The sequence below is a fragment of the Clostridium grantii DSM 8605 genome (assembly GCF_900129965.1).
Classification (GTDB): Bacteria; Bacillota; Clostridia; order Clostridiales; family Clostridiaceae; genus Clostridium_AF; species Clostridium_AF grantii.
Genome location: NZ_FQXM01000014.1, coordinates 51,817 through 71,782, shown reverse-complemented (window position 1 = coordinate 71,782; position 19,966 = coordinate 51,817). Strand labels below are relative to the sequence as shown.

Annotated in this window: 17 protein-coding genes; 15 read left to right on the top strand and 2 right to left on the bottom strand. The window is 26.8% G+C overall.

The window, feature by feature from the left end; translation table 11 throughout:
* Window positions 1-70 precede the first annotated feature (70 nt).
* From BUB83_RS12750 to BUB83_RS21985, 12 genes are all read left to right on the top strand, one after another.
* On the top strand, window positions 71-931 hold the full coding sequence (locus tag BUB83_RS12750; protein WP_073338854.1) for a putative glycoside hydrolase: 861 nt from the start codon (window positions 71-73) through the stop codon (window positions 929-931).
* 24 nt (window positions 932-955) lie between these two features.
* On the top strand, window positions 956-2,608 hold the full coding sequence (locus tag BUB83_RS12745) for a CotH kinase family protein (RefSeq protein ID WP_073338853.1): 1,653 nt from the start codon (window positions 956-958) through the stop codon (window positions 2,606-2,608).
* A 35-nt stretch (window positions 2,609-2,643) separates the two neighbouring features.
* A complete protein-coding gene (locus tag BUB83_RS12740) occupies window positions 2,644-3,336 on the top strand; it encodes a polyphosphate polymerase domain-containing protein (RefSeq protein ID WP_242950682.1) in 693 nt (230 codons plus the stop codon).
* Window positions 3,337-3,352: 16 nt separating this feature from the next.
* Complete coding sequence (locus BUB83_RS12735) at window positions 3,353-4,033, top strand: DUF4956 domain-containing protein (RefSeq protein WP_073338851.1); 681 nt, start codon at window positions 3,353-3,355, stop codon at window positions 4,031-4,033.
* An 11-nt stretch (window positions 4,034-4,044) separates the two neighbouring features.
* Complete coding sequence (locus BUB83_RS12730) at window positions 4,045-5,265, top strand: GAF domain-containing protein (protein ID WP_073338850.1); 1,221 nt, start codon at window positions 4,045-4,047, stop codon at window positions 5,263-5,265.
* A 39-nt stretch (window positions 5,266-5,304) separates the two neighbouring features.
* The gene (locus BUB83_RS12725; protein WP_073338849.1) at window positions 5,305-6,285 is read left to right on the top strand and encodes a tetratricopeptide repeat protein; all 981 of its coding nucleotides are present in this window, start codon (window positions 5,305-5,307) and stop codon (window positions 6,283-6,285) included.
* Window positions 6,258-7,799 (top strand): GT4 family glycosyltransferase PelF, encoded by a 1,542-nt coding sequence (pelF, locus tag BUB83_RS12720; RefSeq protein WP_207649337.1) that lies wholly within the window; start codon window positions 6,258-6,260, stop codon window positions 7,797-7,799. The genes BUB83_RS12725 and pelF overlap by 28 nt, the downstream gene beginning before the upstream one ends.
* A 17-nt stretch (window positions 7,800-7,816) precedes the next feature.
* Window positions 7,817-9,391 (top strand): exopolysaccharide Pel transporter PelG, encoded by a 1,575-nt coding sequence (pelG, locus tag BUB83_RS12715; RefSeq protein WP_073338847.1) that lies wholly within the window; start codon window positions 7,817-7,819, stop codon window positions 9,389-9,391.
* A 206-nt stretch (window positions 9,392-9,597) separates the two neighbouring features.
* Window positions 9,598-10,800 carry an ROK family protein gene (locus BUB83_RS12710; protein ID WP_073338846.1) on the top strand — a complete coding sequence of 401 codons (1,203 nt, stop codon included), beginning with the start codon at window positions 9,598-9,600 and terminating at the stop codon, window positions 10,798-10,800.
* A 97-nt stretch (window positions 10,801-10,897) separates the two neighbouring features.
* Window positions 10,898-11,686 carry a sulfite exporter TauE/SafE family protein gene (locus tag BUB83_RS12705; RefSeq protein ID WP_073338845.1) on the top strand — a complete coding sequence of 263 codons (789 nt, stop codon included), beginning with the start codon at window positions 10,898-10,900 and terminating at the stop codon, window positions 11,684-11,686.
* Window positions 11,687-12,040: 354 nt separating this feature from the next.
* Window positions 12,041-12,280 (top strand): YdbC family protein, encoded by a 240-nt coding sequence (locus BUB83_RS12700; RefSeq protein ID WP_073338844.1) that lies wholly within the window; start codon window positions 12,041-12,043, stop codon window positions 12,278-12,280.
* Window positions 12,281-12,395: 115 nt separating this feature from the next.
* Entirely contained in the window at window positions 12,396-12,551 is a 156-nt protein-coding gene (locus BUB83_RS21985; protein ID WP_159434087.1) for a hypothetical protein, read from the top strand.
* A gap of 116 nt (window positions 12,552-12,667) precedes the next feature.
* On the opposite strand, the gene BUB83_RS12695 is transcribed toward BUB83_RS21985, so the two are convergent.
* Window positions 12,668-13,357: an SGNH/GDSL hydrolase family protein gene (locus BUB83_RS12695; protein WP_073338843.1), complete on the bottom strand. Its 690-nt coding sequence runs from the start codon at window positions 13,355-13,357 to the stop codon at window positions 12,668-12,670.
* A gap of 180 nt (window positions 13,358-13,537) precedes the next feature.
* Between BUB83_RS12695 and BUB83_RS12690 the strand changes: the two genes are divergently transcribed.
* The 3 genes from BUB83_RS12690 to hcp all read left to right on the top strand — a co-directional run bounded on the left by BUB83_RS12690 (window position 13,538) and on the right by hcp (window position 17,739).
* A complete protein-coding gene (locus tag BUB83_RS12690) occupies window positions 13,538-14,803 on the top strand; it encodes a glycoside hydrolase family protein (RefSeq protein ID WP_073338842.1) in 1,266 nt (421 codons plus the stop codon).
* A gap of 28 nt (window positions 14,804-14,831) precedes the next feature.
* Complete coding sequence (locus tag BUB83_RS12685; protein WP_073338841.1) at window positions 14,832-15,764, top strand: AEC family transporter; 933 nt, start codon at window positions 14,832-14,834, stop codon at window positions 15,762-15,764.
* 322 nt (window positions 15,765-16,086) lie between these two features.
* A complete protein-coding gene (gene hcp / locus BUB83_RS12680) occupies window positions 16,087-17,739 on the top strand; it encodes a hydroxylamine reductase (RefSeq protein WP_073338840.1) in 1,653 nt (550 codons plus the stop codon).
* 97 nt (window positions 17,740-17,836) lie between these two features.
* Here hcp and BUB83_RS12675 read toward each other — a convergent pair whose 3' ends face one another.
* The gene (locus BUB83_RS12675; protein WP_073338839.1) at window positions 17,837-19,927 is read right to left on the bottom strand and encodes a sensor domain-containing diguanylate cyclase; all 2,091 of its coding nucleotides are present in this window, start codon (window positions 19,925-19,927) and stop codon (window positions 17,837-17,839) included.
* Window positions 19,928-19,966: the final 39 nt, after the last annotated feature.

Sequence of the window (19,966 nt, the reverse complement as noted above, 5' to 3'; positions counted from 1 at the left end):
TTTGTCGAAATATTATGATATAATAATGATTATTAAGAAAATTCTGAGTTGGATTTAATAGGAGTAAAAAATGAATAAAAAGAATATTTTATTAATAGCAATTTTCATTATAGTATTGTGTATATTCTCGTGTATATACACATCTTTACATTCAAGAATTAGTAACCCTTTGAAAGAAATTAGTTCATATAGAATTTATTATAGAAAAATTGATGAAAACATTCTAGAAGATATGACTAGATTTGATTTACTAATTGTGGAAGGTTCATTTTTTGAAAAAAAGGATGTGGATTATTTAAAAACAAATGAAACAAAGATAGTAGGATACCTTTCTTTGATGGAAGTTGGATTTTGGGATGATATTCTTATAAATAAGATGAAAGACTCTAATTATTTAACTATTAAAGGTGAAAAAGTATTGAGTAAATCTGGAAAAAATTATATTGGGGATATTTCAAATGAAAATTACCAAAATGCTTTATTGGAAGTATTAGAAGAAAGAATAATGTGTAAAAATATGGATGGAGTGTTTTTAGATACAATTGATTGGATAGATTATTATGAAAGTGATTTAGAAACCTATAAAAAATTAAAAAAAGGATATACTGACTTTGTTTATAAAGTTAAAGAAAAATATCCTTCTATAGTGATAATACAAAATAGAGGATTAAGAACTTATAAGGATTACAGCTCTGATTTTATAGATGGCATACTTTGGGAAAATTTTTCTTCTCCTTATATAAACAATGATTTATCAAAAATTGAAGATTTAAAAGATTTTATTGAAACAATCAATGAGAAGAAAACAAAAGTATTAACTATATCATTTGATAAAGAATCTGAGAGTAAAGATTTTTCTATAAAAATGGGGTGGACTCATTTACAAAGCCAGTTGGAAAATAGATATTCAAAATGGGATTTTTCTAAATAATGGTTGGGGGAGTGAGTTAAACAAGTGAAAATTAAATTAATAGGTATGCTTGTAATAATAAATTTGTTAGTTACATCCTGCTTAAATAGTGATTTTGGTGAAAATAATAATTCAAATAATACAAGTATTAAAGATAACCAAGATATTTATAAAGAAGAAGATGTTATAGTAAAAGAACTTTACATTACTGTTTTACCAGCGGAGACAGGGCATGATGAATATGGAAAAACTTTTTCTCAATTAAATGAAAGCTCTATTGATGATAGTGTAGATGATATAAAGGTAAAAATAATATTTCAAGAAGGTAGTAATGGTATTATTTCAAGTACAGATTTTGGGTATGGATTAACAGATTATAATGGCATCATGGAATTAAGAGGACAATCTTCAAGGTTAGCGGAAATAAAATCCTATAAGATTAAATTAAATAAAAATAGCCCTTGGAATGAATTTCTAACTATAAACCTTAATAAACATCACTTTGATACATTAAGAATAAGAAACAAACTAAGTTTTGATTTAATAAAATCAATACCTAATATTACAAGTTTAAGAACAGAATTTATTCATCTTTATATAAAGGATTTAAGTGAAGAAGATTATACTAAAGAATATTTGGATTTTGGATTATATACACAAATAGAGCATGTAGACACTGATTTTCTAAAAAATCATAATTTGGATCAGAATGGTTCATTGTACAAAGTTGAAAATTTTGAGTTTTATAAATATGAAGATTATCTAAAACTGAAAGAAGATGCTGAATATAACGAAAAAGAATTTGAAAAGATTTTAGAAATAAAAGGTAGTGAGGACCATGAAAAGCTTATTGACATGCTAGATGATTTAAATAATAAATTTATTCATATAAATGATGTATTTGATAAATATTTTGATAGAGAAAATTATCTTACATGGCTAGCTACCAATATATTATTTGATAATATAGACACAGCAAGTAGAAATTATTTTTTATACAGCGAGTCTGATAGTGATACTTGGTATTTTCTTCCGTGGGATTATGACAAGGGATTAGGTGGGTATAGAAGTAGTCGAGCTATTTGGCAAAATGGATTATCTAATTACTGGGGAAATGTTTTAACAAATCGATTCTTTAGAAATAAAGACAATCTTGAAGATTTAAATAAGAAGATTGAAGAAATTCATGAAATTATTTCTGAAGAAAAGATGGAAAATTTAATAGATCTTTATAAACCAATTGCAATAGAATTTTTAAGAAATGAAGCTGAAGATATTGGGGATAAATTTAATTTAGATGAGATTAATCTAGAATTTGAAGAATTGCAAAAAAATATTGAATTAAACAAAGCTAATTATTATGAAAATCTTGAAAAACCAATGCCGGTTTTTATGGGGGAACCAACGATGCTAGGAAACAATCTTCATTTCCAATGGACAGAATCCTATGATTTTCAAGGAGATGCTTTTACTTATTCTGTAGAAATAAGTGATGCTCCAAAGTTTGAGACCATTTTATACTCTAAAAATGATATACATGAAAAAGAATTAATTATTGATATGTTACCAAAAGGCACATATTATTGGAGAGTCTTTGTTACTGATTCAAATGAAAATAAAATGGATGCTTTTGATTTATATATAGAAGCAGAAAGCAATGGATATTATTTTGGAACTAAAAAATTTTATGTTAATTAAATTATTGTATTAAGTAAGGGGGAGAGTTATATTTGGTGACGAAAAGCATTAATTTGAGGCATGAACACAAATACCTTTTACCTTATGGTAACTATATTCAAATAAGAAATATTCTTTATAAAATCATGAAACTAGATAAGCATACATTGAATAATGAAGGGTATCATGTGAGAAGTGTTTATTTTGATGATTTGTACAATACTTCTTTAAAAGAAAAATTAGCTGGTATTAAAGTACGTAAAAAATATCGTATTAGAACATACAATTTTTCTAGTGAAACCATTAAATTAGAAATAAAAGAGAAATACGGTGATTACACAAATAAAAGATCAAATAATATCTCCAAGGAAGAATATAAAAAAATTATTCATAAAGATATTGATTTTTTATTGACTTCAAATAGTGAGATAAAAAAAGAATACTATATAGAAATGAAAAATAATTTATTAAAACCAAAGGTTGTTGTGGATTATTATAGAGAAGCTTACATTCTTCCTTATAATAATATTAGAATTACTTTTGATAAGAATTTATCAGTAGCAAATGCTTTTGAAAATATATTTTCTAGCAACTTAAAAACTAATGAATTGCCAAAAGAATATTCATTAATTATGGAAGTTAAATATGATAATTTTTTACCTAGTCATATTAAGAGTGTATTAGAAATGTTCTCTTTGAACAAGCTATCTGTATCTAAATATTTGTTGTGTAGAGAACAACTAACTTAGAAAGGGGAGTAATTTAGTGAATGAATTAATTAATTTTCAAGATATAATAAAAAAAAGCGTGCTAAAATCTTCATTTATAGGAAGTTTTCAAATTCAAGATATTGTTTTAGTTATAGGAGTAACCTTAGCTGTTAGCTTATATATGTTTTTTGTATATAAAAAAAGTTTTAGTGGAGTCATTTACAATCATAATTTCAATGTAGCATTAGTTCTTATGGCAATTATAACATCAATTATTATTATGACTATTAGTTCAAATTTGGTTTTATCTTTAGGCATGGTGGGGGCTTTAAGTATTGTTAGGTTTCGAACAGCGGTGAAAGATTCACTGGATATTGTATTCATGTTTTGGGCAATTGCTATTGGGTTAACTTGTGGAGCTAGACTTTATTCAATTGCTTTAATTGGTTCATTGCTTGTAGGAATAATAGCTCTTATGCTACTAAAGTATAAGAATTCAAATAATATTTATTTGCTTATCATTAATTATAGGAGAGATGCTAAGGAAGAGGTAGAAAGGAATATTATTAAATTAGATAATAAAATAAAATCAAAGACAGTTACAGCTGGAATAACTGAATTAACTCTTGAAGTTAAATTGATTGGATCAGATACAACATTTATTGAAAAAATTTCTGATATTAATGGAGTGGAAAATGCCTCTCTTATTAGTTATAATGGTAGTTTTGCTCAATAGGAGGTATTTGTATGGATTTCAAGAAAAATTTTTTTAGTGTGTTAGAAACTATATTATTTAATGTAATAGTATATTATATTTTTTTCATTTTGCAATCTAATCAAGAAGTTTATTTGAATTTGAATCCTCATCCATTATTTATACTAAGTATTGTAATGGGTCTTAGATATGGCAAGAAAATGGGGTTTGTTAGTGCTTGTATATCAGTATGTTTTTTTGTTTATGTTTTCTTGCAGATAAATAAAGATATTAATCTTTTAGTAGAGTATTTTAATAACTATAAGTATATTTTATTATTTTTATGGTCAGCTGTAGTATTAGGAACTTTTAAAGATAATTACACTTCAAATATAAAAAAACAAAGTGATGAGATTAATTTATTAGAAGAAAGTTTTGCTCAATTAAAAAAAGACTATTCTGTATCAGAAAAAATACAAAAGGAACTAAAAAGACAAATTATTAGTTCAGAAGAAAGCATAATAAGTCTTTATGACATAGCATCAAAGTTAGAAACTTTTGAAACAGAAGAGTTATATACAGAAACCATTGGTATCTTGGCAAAATATCTTCGTGCAACGGCTATTTCAATATATTATTACAGTGAAGAAAGTAATTATTTGAGACTTAAGATTAGTTATGGTAATGAGATTGAAGATAGAAAATCATTGCTAATTACTAATTCAAAAGGGTTCAGCCAAGTTATTTACAAGGAAAGAGTTGTTAGATGGCAGGAAATAGAAGAAGAAGATTTTCCTTTAATGTCGGCTCCCTTAGTTAGAAATAATAAAGTTATAGCGGTTGTAAATATTGAGAATATGGATTTTGATAGAATATCTGAGTATGCATTTCAATTATTCAAGCTTATTATGGATTGGGTAAACAAATCATTAAATCAAGCCATATATATAGACGAAATGAAAGAATCCAAATATATTAAAGAAACAAAATTGATGAAAATAAACTTTTTTCAAGAAAGACTTAAAGTTGAAGAACAACGGAAAAAGGATTTTGGAATGGACTTTGGATTATTGAAGTATAAAGTTTTTGATTTGAGTTTGCAATCAATCAATGATAAAGCTACAAAATCTCTTCGTTCAGTAGATATAATTAGCTATGATATAAATAATAAAATATTGTTTATTTTGGTTCCAGCCACTGCTAAAGAAAATCTTTATATTGTGGAGGATAGAATATTAACGAATTTTAAGGAGAGTATAACAAAAATAAGTTGATAGTTATCTTTAATTATTAACTAGTAAAGTGGTGATTTTTTGAAATACATTTCTTTTGTTTTGTGTTTAATTTTATTAATTTTAGATATATTAATTTCTATGTTTTTAATATTACACCCTAGATATTGGTGGCAATTTTTAATTGCTCATGCTGTAATAACAGTATTGATAAGTTTTTTAATGAAGAAAATACAAGAAGTGCAAAAGGGGATACCGGTGTATTTAATATTTTTTCTACCTGGACTTGGTGGTGTGATAGTATTTATTTTATATTTCAGTTTATCTTACTTTATTAGAGACAGTATAGTTCTTTCGGACTATGAGCTTTTAATAGAATTTGAAAATAACAATAGTTTTAAAGAAAAAATAAATTATAACAAAGAAATTAGAACTATGAGTTTTTTAGATGTGATTGAAGTTTTAGATTCTGAAGAAAAAAAACAATTTATTATAGAATCAGAGATATTTGAAGATAAAGGTAAAATAAAATTATTTCAAAAGGGATTAAGTGATTCAGACATAGAGATTCAGCATTATTCTGCTACTTTATTAAATGATAAAGAAAATGATTATACAAATTTGATTGATTATCTTAAAGAAGAATACAATATTTTAAAAGACTATGTTTCATTAGAAAACTTATCAAAAGCCTATAAAAATTATATTGATTCGGGATTGATTAGTGGAGAACTGCTTTATATAATTAACAATGATTATATTGAAACTTTAAATAAAATGATAAAGATTAAGCAAAAGGATCTTATGATTCTTGATGAATTAGTTAAAGCTTATATAAAGAATGATGATTTTTTAAATGCAGAAAAAACTAATAAAATTCTATTAAAAGAATACCCTAATAATTGTGAGGGGGTACTAAATAAACTAAATATTTCCTTTGAAAAAGATTTAATCTTCGAATTTAATAAAGTTATAAATGGATTGACGGAAATGGAAATTAAGTCTTGTAAAAGGGTAGAGGAACTAGTTTCATTTTGGATAAGAAAGAAGGAGAGTATATGATAGTATGTCTTTTTACTGAAGGATCATACCCTTATATCACAGGAGGGGTCTCTAGTTGGGTGCATCAATTAATTACCTCTATGCCTAATATAAAATTTAAAATATTTTGCATAATGCCTTCAAAAGAGGAAAAAATAAAATATAGATATGATATACCAAGAAATGTAATAGAGGTTAAAACAATCTTTTTAGATGATTATACTTATATAAAACATAGAATGTTTAAAAAGAACTGTAAGCTTTCATCTCAAGAAAAAGATGATATTTATGATTTACTTCAAATGAATGAAAATATTAATTGGAGTCGTTTGCTTAGAATATTCACAAAAGGTAGAAAAGTTGGAAGTGCAATAGATTTTCTTCAAAGCTTTGAATTTTGGAAACTAGCTTTAAAAAACTATAATAAAGATTTTGACTCAGAGAGTTTTAATAATTATTTTTGGACAATGAGGAGTATGCTTGTTCCTTTTATATATTTACTTCAACAAGAGCCTATAAAAGCGGATATTTACCACTCTGTTTCTACTGGATATGCAGGTATAGTTGCTACATCATTTGCCTCAAGAACGGGTAAACCATTTTTGCTAAGTGAGCATGGCATATATTGTAGGGAAAGAGAAGAAGAAATATTAAAAGCTAAATGGGTTACAGGAATATATAAAAAATTCTGGATTGACTTTTTTTATGCTATATCCATTGCTGCTTATAAGGAAGCAGAGATTATAACTTCTTTATATTATAGAAGCAGGGATATGCAAATAAAATTAGGCGCTTCATCTGAGAAAACAAGAATTGTTTCAAATGGAGTTGATATATCTAAATTTCAGAAATCAAAAAAAGAACATGAAGGATATAATGTAGGTGCAATTTTAAGAGTCGTTCCTATTAAAGATGTGATGACTTTAATAAAAGCATTTAAAATTGTATGTAACAATATTAAAGAAGCTAAATTATATATTATAGGACCAACAGATGAAGATCCTGAATATTACCAGCAATGCAATAGATTAGTAAAATCATTGCAGTTAACGGAAAACATAATATTTACAGGAAGAGTGGACGTTAGTGAGTACTTAAAAATAATTGATGTTATTGTTCTTACATCAATATCAGAGGGACAACCCTTGGTAATACTGGAGGCCATGGCCGCTAGAACTCCTGTGGTTGCAACTAACGTAGGAAGTTGTAGTGAAATGTTAGAAAAAAATCAATTTGAAGAAGCTTGTGGAATAATAACAAAATTAGCATCACCTAATGAAACAGCTACAGCCATTATTAAATTGTTAAAAGATCCACAACTAAGAGAAGGTATGGGTTTAAACGGTATAAAAAGGGCGAAAAGAGCTTATAATAAAAAGATTATTATTGATAGTTTTAAAAATTTTTATGATATTTTATATGTGGATTATTCATGGAGCAGAAGTAAAAGTAGAACAGATAAAAGGGTGAATAGAACTAGTAAAAAAACATACCAAAGAAAAGCACTGGGTAAAACAGGAATTTACACTAAATAAGAAAGGAAGATATTTAAATGGCTGGGATAGGTTTTGAATTGAAAAAAATATTTAAAGAGGAATCTTTTACAAATAGAAGTAAAGCCTATTTATACTCAGCCTTAGTATCAGCAGGACCATGGCTTTCAAGTGTTATAACAGTAAACTTACTTTTTTTTATTATGGAAATTCAAGGAGTATCAGGACAAGAAAAAGATTTGTTTTCTGGAACAATTGTATACAGTTTTGTGTTTTCTCAAATATTAACTGCTCCTTGGCAATTTATTATTACCAGATATATATCCGATAAATTATATGTTAAAGAATATAAGTATATCCGTCCATCCTTTATTGGATTAAATAAGATAATATTTTTCTTAAGTTTATTAATTGCAGTAGCATTTTACTGGGGCAAGCCCTTACCTAACTCCTATAAGTTTATGGCTATATACACATTTGTGATTATATCTATGATATGGATATTGATGGTTTATTTAAGCGCTGTAAAGAATTACGAGTTAATAGCAAAAGCTTATATAAGTGGAGGTCTTTTAACCTTTGCTTTAGCTTTTTATTTACTAAAAAAACCCTTAGAATTTACAACGATTATAATGTCAGCTAATTTACTTTTTTCATATCTTATGGGTATTAGTTTAACTTTTGTTATATTGATGTACAATTTTTTATCTACTTTTTATTTTGGTAACGAAATGGAATACGATTTTATAAGATATTTAAGCAAATACAGTAGTTTGTTTTTTATTGGATTATTTTACACTCTTGGTTTATGGGCAGATAACATCATCATGTGGTTTAGTGAATTTGGTATAGAAACCTTTGAAACATACCATTTTTCACCCTTATATGATAATGCTGTTTTTTTGGCTTATCTTACAATTATACCTACCATGGTTTTGTTTTTGGTGTCTGTAGAAACAGATTTTTATAGCTACTATAAGAATTATTTCGGATTAGCAAATAAAAAAGGAACTTTTAAGGAAATAAAGCTAGCTGAGAATAAAATGAAAGATGTGTTATTTAATCAACTTATCTATACATTTGAAGTACAAGGATTGATAAGCTTAACAATAATTTTGCTTTCAAAATATATTTTTAAATTTTTAAATGTTAATTCTTTAATTAGAAATATTTTTAGAGTAACTTCAATAGGAGCGCTTTTTAATATTTTTATTCTTTTAATAATTCTTGTGCTTTTGTACTTTGAAATTAGAAAAAGAGCTCTTTTGGTTTCTGTCTCCTTTTTTGTATTTAATACAGCTTTTACATGGTTTTTTAAAGATAAAGGAATAAGTTATTATGGCTATGGTTTTGTAGTAGGAACATTTAGTGCATTTTGTATTGGAGCAATTATACTTTTTAAGTTTATGAAAAAAATTAGTTATAACACTTTTGCTTTGCAACCATTGTATATAAAAAAAGAGCAAGGTATATTTGTTTTTATAGCAGATAATTTAAATTTTTATAAAGAGATCAAATTAAATAAAGCTACAATATTTATTAATTTATTTAGAAAAAGAAAAGTGAAAAATAACACTCTTAGATCAAGAAGGATAAAAAGAAAAAGACGGGAAAGAAGAAAAAAGAAACACTAAGTTGAATTTAATCGCTAAATTTATACACTTATTGCCAAAATGGTTATAATCATATATAATTAATTGAAGATGATTTATAGGTATCCTGGCTCAACTATTACTTTAAACAAGTATAAAGTAAGTTTCACAATGGAATATCTATAGGTATCCCAGTTCAACTATTAATTAAGTTTCATAGTGGGATCCCTAGATAAAAGGAGTTTATTATGAAGGATTTGAGAATGAATTTTAATAAATTAAATGCTGATAGCAAAAGAATTTTAGATATTATTATTAAAAGTGGAGCTACAACAAAAAATGAAATTCTTAAGATAACAAAAATGAAATTAACAACATTAAATAGGTTTTTGGAGCCTTTAGAAGAGTTTGATTTAATAGAACAAATTGGCGTAGGAGAATCTTCAGGAGGAAGAAAACCAACGTTATATGGTATTAAAGAAGATTCTTTTTATATATTTGGTATAGATATATCAAGAACATATACACAAATAATTTTAGTTAACATGAAAATGAATATTATTTGTAAAGAAAGATTTATTATGGATGAAAGTACTTCCCCTGAAATTACTATTCAAAAGCTTACAGAAGTAATTTCAAAAACTTTAAATGACTTTGATATACCACATAATAAAATCTTAGGGCTTGGAATAGGCACTGTTGGGCCAATAGATCGAGAAAAAGGCATAATAAAAAATCCAGTTAATTTTGAATCAATAGGTTGGCTTAATGTTCCAATAAAAAGTATGTTTGAAGAAAACTTTGATTTTCCAGTTTTCATTGATAATGGCTCAAATACGGCTGTTCTTGCTGAATATATTTTAGGTGTAGGCAAGGGAATGAATAATATTGCTTATTTTAACTGCGGTATTGGTATAAGAACTGGAACAATAACTTCAGGTGTTATTATAAGATCCATAAATGATGGAGAGGATGCATTTGGCCATATGGTTATTGATGTGGATGGGGATTTGTGTAGTTGTGGAAATTATGGATGTATAGAGTGTTATTCCTCTATTAAAGCAGTAACTAGAAAGTTCACAGCTGAAGTAAAGAAAGGAAGAATAACTAAAATTCATAAAGCCTTGCATGAAATAAATTATAAAGATATTACAAAAGCTGCGGAAGAAAAAGATTCTCTTTCAAAAGAAATCATAATTGGAGCAGCAAGTATTATGGGAGCGGGACTTGTGAATTATATCAATTTGCTTAATCCAAATATAATTATTTTAAGTGGCCCATTAATTAAGAGTTCTTCTTTGTTTTATGATACTTGTGTAAAGGTTGCTAATAGTAAAAATTTTCTTAGAGGAAATAGCCAAGTTTTTTTTAATAAAGAAGGAAGTTTTGGAGAAGATGCAATATCTATAGGTGCAGCTGTTATGGTGATTAATGATTTTTTAAGTACATAAAATAGGATACTGTTATACACTTTTAACCAAAATGGTCATAAGGTGATTATATATATTAAAGTTATAAAATACTAATCAAAGAAAAGGAGTTTAAATTATGTATTTAGTTTATTTTTTAGTGAGCCTTTTAGCCTCAGTTATTGGGGGCATATGTGGTATAGGTGGTGGCGTTATTATTAAACCTGTACTGGATGCTACAGGGACAATGAGTGTTGCTAGTGTAAGTTTTCTTTCGGGGTGCACTGTTCTATCAATGTCACTTATTTCTGTTTTTCGAAATCAAAAAAGTAATAAAGGTATTGTTGACTTAAAATCTTGTACACCTCTTGCAATAGGTGCAGTAATAGGTGGTTTGTTTGGAAAAGTTATATTTGATTTTCTTCTCCAATTATTTGAAAACCAAAATCATCTAGGAGCTGTACAAGCTGCCTTATTAATTCTTGTTACTTTTGGTACTCTGCTTTACAGTTTGAATGCAAAAAAAATAAAAACTAAAAAAATCGAAAGTGCTGCCATATCTATTATTATAGGATTTGGGTTAGGAACCATTTCTTCATTCTTAGGAATTGGAGGAGGACCTATTAATCTTACTGTTCTATTTTTCTTTTTCTCAATGACAACGAAAAAAGCAGCTGCAAATTCATTATATATTATAATGTTTTCTCAATTATCTAGTTTTATACAATCTGTGCTAAAAGGAAATATTCCGGAAATAAGTTTCATTGTTTTGGGGCTTATGGTGTTTGCAGGAGTTGTGGGTGGAATGATAGGTGGACATGTGAATAAGAAAATTTCAGATAATGTGGTTGATAAACTATTTATTGGATTAATGGTTGTGATTATAGGAATTAATATTTTCAATATGGTTAAATTTTTAGTAATATAGATAGATTTACAAAAGTGAATCTCAAGAAGTAGAATATTTATTTAGCATGTAAGCAAACAGATTGCCTACATGCTTTTTAAGTATAAAATGTTTTTTTTATCAAAATAAATTATTTGTTTAATTGATACGTTGATTCCCAAAGGAATTCGTGATAAGATAAATTTGATTTTATAGGGATTCCACTGTGAAACTTAATTTATACTTATACTAAAAACTAGACGTATCAACTAGTTTTATAAATCTCCATGTTTCTAGGAGTTTTGGACACGTATAAATTAATAGTTGAACTGGGATACCTATAATGATAAAAATTATAAAAGGAAAACATAAATTAATGTAAGAAGGAGTAATAAAATGGCAGATTTTAAATTTGATATTAAAGAAAATTTAGGAACAATATCTGAAAGCAACAAAGGCTGGACACGTGAGGTTAATGTAATGACTTGGAATAACAAAAAGCCAAAAGTGGATATTCGAGAGTGGGATGAAAAGCATGAGAAAATGGGAAAAGGAATCACTTTAAATAAAGAAGAGTTAAAAAAACTTAAAGAGATTTTAAATGCTATTGATTTAGATGAATTGAAAGTTGAATAAATAGTAAAAAATATTATTACTATTCATTTTATTTATATCATCAAAATGACAATCATGATATAATTGAGTACTATAAATAATATAAATTAAATTGATTTATTGAAGGGAGTATTTTATGTCAGAAAAAAGTATAGAAATGATGAAAAAGCTAATAGAGAAAAGAAATGGACAACAAAATAAAAAAGAAAAACAAATTCCAGGTAAGAAAATTACTTCTGGGTCCAAAGAAAAAAGAAACCAAAGAAGTGGTGGGTCTAATAATAGAGTTTAAAATTCTATTGATTTAATTGTTTTAACTAAAAAGCTATGAATTTTTTTATGATTAATATATAAAAAATTCATAGCTTTTATTATTTAAATAGTACTAAGAATTTTGATTTTAAAAAATTATGAAAAGAAACTAGGGCTAATTATCTGAGATTTGATTTGGGATATAAATTCTTCAGCTATTATTTTATTTCCAGTAAAAGTGGGATAAGGTTCTCTTAAATAGGTTTCAAAAAATGTAAAGTTGTTTTTACTACTAAATTTAAAAGATTCATATACATCTACAATCTTGTAATCATAGGTTTTAATCCAAAATTCATCTTTTATAATGCTATTTGCTAATTGTATATAATAATCTGCTACAGTGAAATTTGGGTCTTTTGTATTAAAAGGGTTATAGATGGTCATTATATATATGGTTGCTTTAGAACCTATGCAATTGCGAATAAAATATAAAATAAAATTCCAATCTTCTTTAAAACTTTCTATGCTTTTTTTTACTGATTTTCCGTTAATATCAGTATAAGTTTCATTTACACCAAGTAATAAATTATTAGCTCCTATACTTAGGGTTAATACATTGGATTTTTTGATTTGCTGCCTTATTTCAAAATTTGACCTTAATTGAAAAAATAAATCGTTACTAGTAAATTTGGGTTTTGCAAAATTATGAAATTCAACTTTAAAGTTATTTTGTTTAAAATATCTGCAAATTCGATAAGGAAATCCATAAAATATGAAAGAAGGTAATAAGCTACTTAAATCATCACCTAAAGCGGTGTATATAAAATTATTAGACAGTTCATTCATAGTAATATCCCCTTAAAAGTTTAATTTATATAATATTATATATACAATATTATACACAGAATAAACAAATACAGCAAAAAAAATATTTTATTGTTGACCAAAGGTAGGATGTATGATAGCCTATATACGAAAGTGAAATTTGAAGATATAATTATAAAACATATTCTAGGAGGGTTTAAAATGTCAGAAACAATTTTATCTATTAAAGAAAACAAGTTTTTAATTAATAACAAACTAGTGTATAGCGAAATTCCTGATTCTCTTCCGCAGGCTCACGGATTACTTATGAATGCTAGATTTATTCAAGGTGTTTTTGATGATGTAAATAATAGAGAAAGATACGCCAGATTTGGAGCTACTGTTTTTGATCCAGAAAAAAATACAGAGGATTTGATTAAAGCTCTTCCTATGTGGTATAGTTACGGACTAAGAGCATTTACAGTAGGTTTTCAAGGGGGAGGGCCTTGTTGTACAATAAATAACTATTCTATTAACAACAATCCTTATGGAGAAAATGGTACAAGTATAGATAAAGCATATCTAAGTAGAATGGAAAGCTTAATTAAAGCAGCAGATAAACTAGGAATGATAGTTATTGTTAGTTGCTTTTATGGTGCTCAAACAAGACATTTAAAAGATGATAAAGCCGTTATTAATGCAGTTAAACAAGTTTCTAATTGGATAAAAGATTTAAAATTTACTAATGTAATTATTGAAATTGCTAATGAACATGATATATGGGATTTCAAAGTTCATCCTGTGCTTTACACTGAAAAAGGGGTTGTTGATTTAATAAAAATAGCACAAAGAGAATCAGGAGGAATACCTGTTGGATGTAGTGGAACAGGGGGATATTTTAGTGAAATAATTGCTGAGGCTTCTGATATAATTTTAATTCATGGAAATGGACAAACAAGACAACAATACTATAATCTTATAAAAAAAGCGAAAGCTATTAAACCTATAAAACCAATTTTATGTAATGAAGATTCACAAGCAATAAGTCAACTTGAAGTTTCATTTAAAGCAGGAGTGTCTTGGGGATATTACAATAATATGACAAAGCAAGAGCCACCAACTTATTGGAGCGTTTTAAAAGGAGAAGATAATTTTTTTGCTCATAGAATGGCTATGGGAATAGGCATTAAATTAGAAGAGATACCTAAAGAAGAAGAATTTTATTTACAAGGATTAGAACCAAATATGATTTTTGAAAATAAAAGATGGGTAAGATTATCAAGTTTATATCCTGAAAAAATAAATTATGTGGAGTTTTACAGAAATGAAGAACTTATTGATATAGCGTATGACGATCCCTTTATGGTTAATTATAAACATAATTGGTTGCAAGAAGCAATTGAATCTACAGAAGGAATCGAAAAATGGCAGGCTATTATTTATCTATTAAATGGTGAAATTGTGAAAAAAGAGGTGTTGGTAAAATAACCAACTTTCCTAGAAGGGATTTACGAAAATGAATATTTTTATATTTATAATTACAAATAATATCGCACCAATTTTCTTTATAATTTTTTTGGGTTCTATTTTAGGGAAAACACAGAATATAGATATTAAAACTTTAAGCAAAATTAATTTTTACTTATTTGTTCCATCTTTTATATTCGTATCTTTATCAGAAACAAATATTGATTTAAAGTTAGTGAAAGTTCTTTTATTTGCATTTTTATTATTTCTTATATCATATTTACTTACCTTTGTGGTGGGGATATTTAGAAAGCAAAATAAATCTATAAATGCAAATTTTATGAATACAATGATTTTATACAATTCAGGTAATTTTGGAGTTCCATTAATTGCTTTAGTTTTTAAAGACTCACCTTATCTTGGATATGCAGCAGCTATTCAAATAATGGTATTGATGGTACAAAATATAATTACTTATACGGTAGGCTTTTTTAATGCTGGATTAGGACAATTAAGCATTAAGGAAACACTGAAAAAAATAATTTCTATGCCTTCCTTATATGCAATATTTTTAGTTATTGTTTTTAAGTATTTTCATATAAATATTTCATCCTTTTTTATATGGCCTGCATTAGTATATTTGAGGAATGGTTTAGTGCCAATTGCTTTGATAACATTAGGAATTCAACTTTCAATGACGAAATTTCATTTTTCTAATATTGATGTTTATCTTGCAACTTTTATGAGACTTTGTTGTGCACCAGTCATAGCCTTTATTCTAATAAAATTCATGAATATGGATGAGGTAATGGCTAAAACTCTTTTAATTTCAAGCTCTGTGCCAACAGCTATTAATGCAGTATTAATTGCAGTAGAATTTGATAATGAACCGGATTTTGCGGCGCAAGTGGTTATAACTACAACTTTGCTTTGTAGTGTAACTTTGACCATAGTAATATTTTTATCAAATATTATATTTTAAAAAAAAGCTAGTTAATGAAAGATTAACTAGCTTTTGAAGTTCACTTAAAGTGTATAATTATTTTTTTATAAGGGAATCATAAAAATTGTGAATGTTGTAAAGTCATGTACATTTATATAAATAGAATAAATTTCCAATATAATTACTAAACAATATATAAATGACAAAATATTAGCATAAAGTGAAATAAAATGATATAATGTACTTAAGTATTTTATATATTATTAAATTAAATTCAAGATTATATTTAATTTAACTCAACATGTGTATGCTTATTTATTTGGAAAAATATTTAAAAATAAAAGAAATAGGAGAGATGACTATGGAAAATGCAATGTTTTGTTATCAATGTGAACAAACAATGGGTGGAAAAGGTTGTACTAAAAGCGGGGTTTGTGGTAAAGTACCAGAAATTGCCAATCTTCAAGACTTATTGATTTTTCAATTAAAAGGAATAGCTTGTTATGCAAAACCTTTAATTGAAAAAGGTGAAATGATAGATAAAGAAATTGTTAAATTCGTAGAGGATTCATTATTTACTACATTAACAAATGTAAATTTTGACCCTGAAGTTCATGTTAAACTATTAAAGGAATCTCAAAAAATAAAGGAAGAATTAAGAGAAAAAGCACCAGATGCTAAATATCCTAATTATGCTACATATAATTTAAGTGAAACTAAAGAAACTATGTTAAAGGATTCAGAAATTGCGGGTATTATGTATGATAAAGAGCTTAATGAAGATATTCGTTCTTTAAGATGGACAATATTATATGGATTAAAAGGTATATCTGCTTATAGCCATCAAGCAAGATTTATCAATTATAATAGCGATCAAGTAGATCAATTTTACTTTTTAGCTCTTGAAGCTACTACTAATGATGAATTAACTCTTGAAGATTTAATTGGAATGACTATGAAAGCAGGAGAAATGAGTGTAGAAATAATGAAGGTACTTGATGAAGCTAATACTACAAAGTACAGCCATCCATCGCCTCAACAAGTAAATGTAAATGTTAAAAAAGGACCTTTTATAATTATTTCTGGTCACGATTTAAGAGACCTAGAAATGTTACTTGAGCAAACAGAGGGTAAAGGAATTAATATTTATACTCATGGAGAAATGTTACCAGCTCATGGATATCCATCATTGAATAAATATAAACATTTAGTAGGTAATTTCGGTTCTGCTTGGCAAAATCAACAAAAAGAGTTTGATAATATACCAGGTTGTATATTAATGACTACTAATTGTTTAATGAGACCAAGAGATAGTTATAAAGATAGAATATTTACAACTAATGTTGTGGGTTGGGAAGGTCTTATTAACATAAAAGTTAATGAAGATGGTACAAAAGATTTTAGTGAAATAATAGATAAAGCATTAGAATTAGGTGGATTTGAAGAAGATCAAGATAAAAAAGAAATTTTGGTTGGATTTGGACACAATGCTACTTTATCACATGCAGGAGCTATCGTTGATGCAGTAAAATCTGGTGAATTAAGACATTTCTTCTTGATTGGTGGATGTGATGGAGCAAAACCAGGAAGAAATTATTATACAGAATTTGCTGAAAAAGTTCCAAAAGATTGCGCCATACTTACTCTTGCTTGTGGAAAGTATAGATTTAACAAATTGGATTTTGGAACTGTAGCAGGGTTACCAAGATTATTAGATGTTGGTCAATGTAACGATGCTTATTCTGCAGTTAGAATAGCTTTAGCCTTGGCAGATGCATTTGATACAGATGTAAATTCATTACCTCTTACAATAGTACTTTCATGGTATGAACAAAAAGCTGTAGCAGATTTATTAGCTTTACTATCTCTAGGTATAAAAGGAATTTACTTAGGACCAAGTTTGCCAGCATTTATTTCTCCAAATGTTTTACAATATCTAGTAGATACTTTTGATATCAAACCAATAAGTACTGCTGATGAAGACTTAAAAAATTCTTTAAACCAAGCTAATTAATATAAAAAGTAAATACAGATTTACTAAAAGTTTTTAACAATATAATATAAATACAAAAAAAGTATGAATAAGTGGATTCATACTTTTTTTGTATTAATTAGTTTGAAGTATCCTTTTTATTAAAAAATTCAACCTTATTTCTACCTAAAGCTTTTGCACTATAAAGGGCTTTATCGGCTTGATAATAAAGCTCTTCGAATAATGAAAGTTTATTTTTATCAACAGATATATAAGAAACCCCTATGCTTGTTGTTATTTTTATTTGTTTATTCTTGTAAGTAACTTTTGTGTTTTCAAAAGAATACCTTATATCTTCAGCTAGAGTTCTTATGAAGTTTATACTTTTATTAACAATTAATATAGCAAACTCTTCACCACCAATTCTAGCGACTAAATCAACAGAATTCTCGTATTCACTTAAAAGCTTTCCAACTTTTTTTAAAACCAAATCACCAGCCATATGTCCATGGTTATCATTAATTAATTTGAAATGGTCTAAATCTAACATAATAAGTGAAACGCTATTTATTATTGAAAAATTATTACAAACTATTTTATCAAAGCCAGAAGTAAACCCACTACGGTTTTTTAAATTTGTAAGGGTATCAATAAGTGATAGATTTTTTAGTTTTTCAGCTTGATAAGCGTTTACTTGAGCAATAGCTATATAAGATGCTATAATTTTAAAAATTTCAAACTCTTCAGAGGAATAAGCATCTTTCTTGTAACTTTGGATTGTAAAAACACCAATTATTTCATTTTTTACAATTAAAGGAGCATACAACAAAGAGTGTGTAATATTACCCATAGCTGTGGAATTCACAATATTGGTTTCTTTTATATAAAGAGAATATTCTGATTCAATGTCATTTAACATAAGTTCTTTTTGGTGCTCAATTGACCATACTGCAAAACTGTTTTTATCAGTTAATGAATATTTTACAGGTGTCAAAAAATTTTCTTCTTCATAACAGTGATTAAATAATATAGAATCATTAACAATTTCGCCAATACCTATAAAATCAACATCCATTAGTTTCTTTAACTTTTGTGTTACTTCTATTAAAACATCATCAATTACATTCATTGTTGTTAATTCTCTTCCAATTTTAAAAATTGTTTCAAGTCTATCTCTTGTTTTATTTAATTGAGTTTTAAGTAAATTATTAGAAATATTCCTAGCGTTTTCGCTTTCTAATATTTTGGTCAATTCTTGACATTTTAAGCTACTATAGTAAGCTTCTTTAAAATTCTCTAATTTTTCAGCAATTTTAGCTTTACGTTCATTGTAATGAAGGTCTACTAAACGATTATGGATTTCATCAACTAGTTTTTTGCTTTGCACAAGCAAAGACTCAGCTTTATTCAAATCTTCTTTGGAAATATATATATCTATTAGCTCAAAAATTGCATTTGTTTCAACCCTTACTACCTTATTATCTTTAGCGATTTGAATTGTTTTTTCTAAAAGTTTTATCGCTTTAGTAAAATCTCCATTTTTTGAGTAAATACGGGACAATCCAATGGAAGAATCCTCTATAATAACTATATCCTGTTCTTCAAGTGCTAATTTATAAGCTTTCTCATAGTATAGAATAGATTTATCAATTAAATTCAAATTATAATATGCTTCCCCTAGATTGTTATAGCAATACATACAAGAAAGGTGGTCATTTTTAGCTTCATAGTAGATTAAGGTACTATTTGTTAATTCAATTCCTTGTTCGTGATTCTGGAGTTTAAGATGTATTGCGCCTAAACATGCTTTTGAGCACATAAGCATAACTTTATTATCTAAGGTTTCTGATTTTTCTATTGATAGTTTGCAATAGTAAGCTGCTTTTTCTTGGTCACCAATTAGATCTGAATAATAAACTACATAAGCATTATATAAATGAGCATAATTAATTTCTTCTAAATTACAATTTTTTATATATTCTTCACATAATAGAAGGTATTTTAATGCTTTTTCTTCGCTGCCAATATTAGAATAATGTAAAGCAAGAACACGATATCCCGTACAAACGCCTTGATAGTAATTTATTTTTAAGGAATGAACAATTGTCTCATTTACATAAGATAGTATTTCAATGCCTTGTATTTTTGACGAACCATAATGTTTTTCGGCAATTTTGTTGCGTTGTGCTAGTATATTGATACTAGTATCAATTTGATGAAAAGAATCCATAAAATACCTCCAATGTTATTTAAACAACAATATATCTTT

Bases quoted from the DNA above. Each gene is read 5' to 3' on its own strand.
- BUB83_RS12695 (WP_073338843.1), bottom strand. From the start codon at position 13,357: ATGAATGAACTGTCTAATAATTTTATATACACCGCTTTAGGTGATGAT.
- BUB83_RS12675 (WP_073338839.1), bottom strand. From the start codon at position 19,927: ATGGATTCTTTTCATCAAATTGATACTAGTATCAATATACTAGCACAA.
- BUB83_RS12690 (WP_073338842.1), top strand. From the start codon at position 13,538: ATGTCAGAAACAATTTTATCTATTAAAGAAAACAAGTTTTTAATTAAT.
- BUB83_RS12710 (WP_073338846.1), top strand. From the start codon at position 9,598: ATGAAGGATTTGAGAATGAATTTTAATAAATTAAATGCTGATAGCAAA.
- BUB83_RS12685 (WP_073338841.1), top strand. From the start codon at position 14,832: ATGAATATTTTTATATTTATAATTACAAATAATATCGCACCAATTTTC.
- BUB83_RS12700 (WP_073338844.1), top strand. From the start codon at position 12,041: ATGGCAGATTTTAAATTTGATATTAAAGAAAATTTAGGAACAATATCT.
- pelG (WP_073338847.1), top strand. From the start codon at position 7,817: ATGGCTGGGATAGGTTTTGAATTGAAAAAAATATTTAAAGAGGAATCT.
- BUB83_RS12730 (WP_073338850.1), top strand. From the start codon at position 4,045: ATGGATTTCAAGAAAAATTTTTTTAGTGTGTTAGAAACTATATTATTT.
- hcp (WP_073338840.1), top strand. From the start codon at position 16,087: ATGGAAAATGCAATGTTTTGTTATCAATGTGAACAAACAATGGGTGGA.
- BUB83_RS12750 (WP_073338854.1), top strand. From the start codon at position 71: ATGAATAAAAAGAATATTTTATTAATAGCAATTTTCATTATAGTATTG.
- BUB83_RS21985 (WP_159434087.1), top strand. From the start codon at position 12,396: ATGTCAGAAAAAAGTATAGAAATGATGAAAAAGCTAATAGAGAAAAGA.
- BUB83_RS12705 (WP_073338845.1), top strand. From the start codon at position 10,898: ATGTATTTAGTTTATTTTTTAGTGAGCCTTTTAGCCTCAGTTATTGGG.